The following is a 1,738-nucleotide window of genomic DNA, read 5'->3' on the forward strand; positions in this document are numbered from 1 at the left end:
AGTTTTGTTAAGCGTTTTACGCTGGCAGGGCATCAGGTTCGCGTGACAGGGCGTGACCTTAACAAAGCACAGGCATTAGCCGCGCAGTTTAGCGGTGCACAGGCGCTGCCTGCCACGGTTGCCGCGCAAGGTGCGCAGGTGATTGTGCTGGCGACCGCCTACGATGATGCGGTTAGCGCACTCTCTTCACTGGGCGATATCAGCGGCAAAGTGGTGATTGATATTACCAACCCGCTGTCGGCTGATTACATGAGCCTGACGCTCGGCCACAGCACGTCAGCCGCGGAAGAGATCGCCAAAGCGTTCCCGACGGCGCATATCGTCAAAGCGTTTAACACCACGTTTGCCCAGGTGGTAGCAGAAGGCCCAGCCTTTGTCGCAGGGCAGGTTGCGCCCGTGTTTTATGCCGGGGATGACGCGGAAGCCAAAGCCACTGTGCAGACCTTGATTGCCAGTACCGGCTTCAAACCGGTGGATGCCGGCACGCTGCGCAACGCCCGTTATCTCGAACCGTTAGCCGGTTTGAATATCTATTTTGGCTACGGCGCGGGGTTAGGCACCGATGTCGTTCCGGCCTGGCTGAGCCGCGCATAAGCAACAACTACTACATTGACGAAACAGGAGAATGGAATGAAAAAGGTACTTAGCGTCGCGATCGCATCGCTGTTGATGGCTGGGGTTTGCGCTCCGTCGTTTGCTCAGGATCGTCCGGCCGACATCATCAGCCCGATAGCCGATCAGATTTTGCCGAACAAGGTTAGCACCGCCGACGCGCGTAAAGCCGGGCGCGTGGCCTACGACAAGCCAACCCCCGAAAACACCATTATGCTGTTTATCGATCAGCAGGTGGGTTTGATGGCCAGTACGCGTGATTTCAATCAGGCATCCGGCTATAAAGCCAACGTGGTCGCGTTGGCCGAAATGGCGAAAGCGTTAAAGATTCCGGTGTTGATCACCTCGTCCAATGCGCAATGGCAAAACGGCGACACCCTGCCGGAACTGAAAGAGATCTTTAAAGATGAACCCATTTACCGTCGCACCGGGATCATCAATGCCTATGAAGATCCGTCATTCCGTAAAGCACTGGAAGATCTGGTGAAGAAGACCGGTCGTACCCACATCATCATTTCTGGGGTAACGCTGGGTACCTGCGTTGCCTTCCCGACGCTCGCCATGTTGAATGACGGCTATCAGGTTTATCCGGTGGTGGATGCCTCCGGTGCCTGGAGTAAGTATGAAGCGGATGCGGCGATGCAACGCATGACGGCAGCGGGCGCGCAGTTGGAAACGGTCTACGCGTTGGGGGCAGAGCTTCAAGCCGACTGGAAGAAACCTTCAGCCGATGCCATGTTGAAGCCCTTTATCGACGGATTGCCGGAATACGGCTGGATCGTGCAGAATTACTGGAACAACGCCAACAAACACACCGTGCCGGATCCGTTTGGTGTGGTGAAGTAAGCGGTCATTAACGGGTTCCCGCTGGTCGGGAGCCTCAGTGCGCTAGACCACTTCACAGGAGCCGGCTTCCCAGCGGTATCCCATGCCATAAACGGTGCGGATAAACGATGTCTGTTCGTCCAGTTGCTCCAGCTTGCGTCGCAGATTTTTGATATGGCTATCAATGGTGCGATCGGTGACGACGCGGTAGTCGTCGTAGAGCTTATCCAGCAGCGCTTCGCGCGAGAAAACCTTACCGGGCTCAGCCGAAAGGGTTTTCTGCAGGCGAAACTCTGCCGGT

Annotated in this window: 3 protein-coding genes; 2 read left to right on the forward strand and 1 reads right to left on the reverse strand. The window is 56.2% G+C overall.

Annotated features, from left to right (window positions below):
* The coding region (locus J5224_RS26610; protein WP_264628170.1) for an NADPH-dependent F420 reductase at positions 1-594 on the forward strand (594 nt) is incomplete at its 5' end.
* Between the two features lie 36 nt (positions 595-630).
* Positions 631-1,458 carry an isochorismatase family protein gene (locus J5224_RS26615; RefSeq protein ID WP_264628171.1) on the forward strand — a complete coding sequence of 276 codons (828 nt, stop codon included), beginning with the start codon at positions 631-633 and terminating at the stop codon, positions 1,456-1,458.
* 42 nt (positions 1,459-1,500) lie between these two features.
* Here the strand turns inward: J5224_RS26615 and J5224_RS26620 are convergent.
* A partial coding sequence (locus tag J5224_RS26620) for a winged helix-turn-helix domain-containing protein (RefSeq protein ID WP_264628172.1) occupies positions 1,501-1,738 on the reverse strand: 238 nt, incomplete at its 5' end.

The organism is Candidatus Symbiopectobacterium sp. NZEC135 (genome assembly GCF_025962695.1).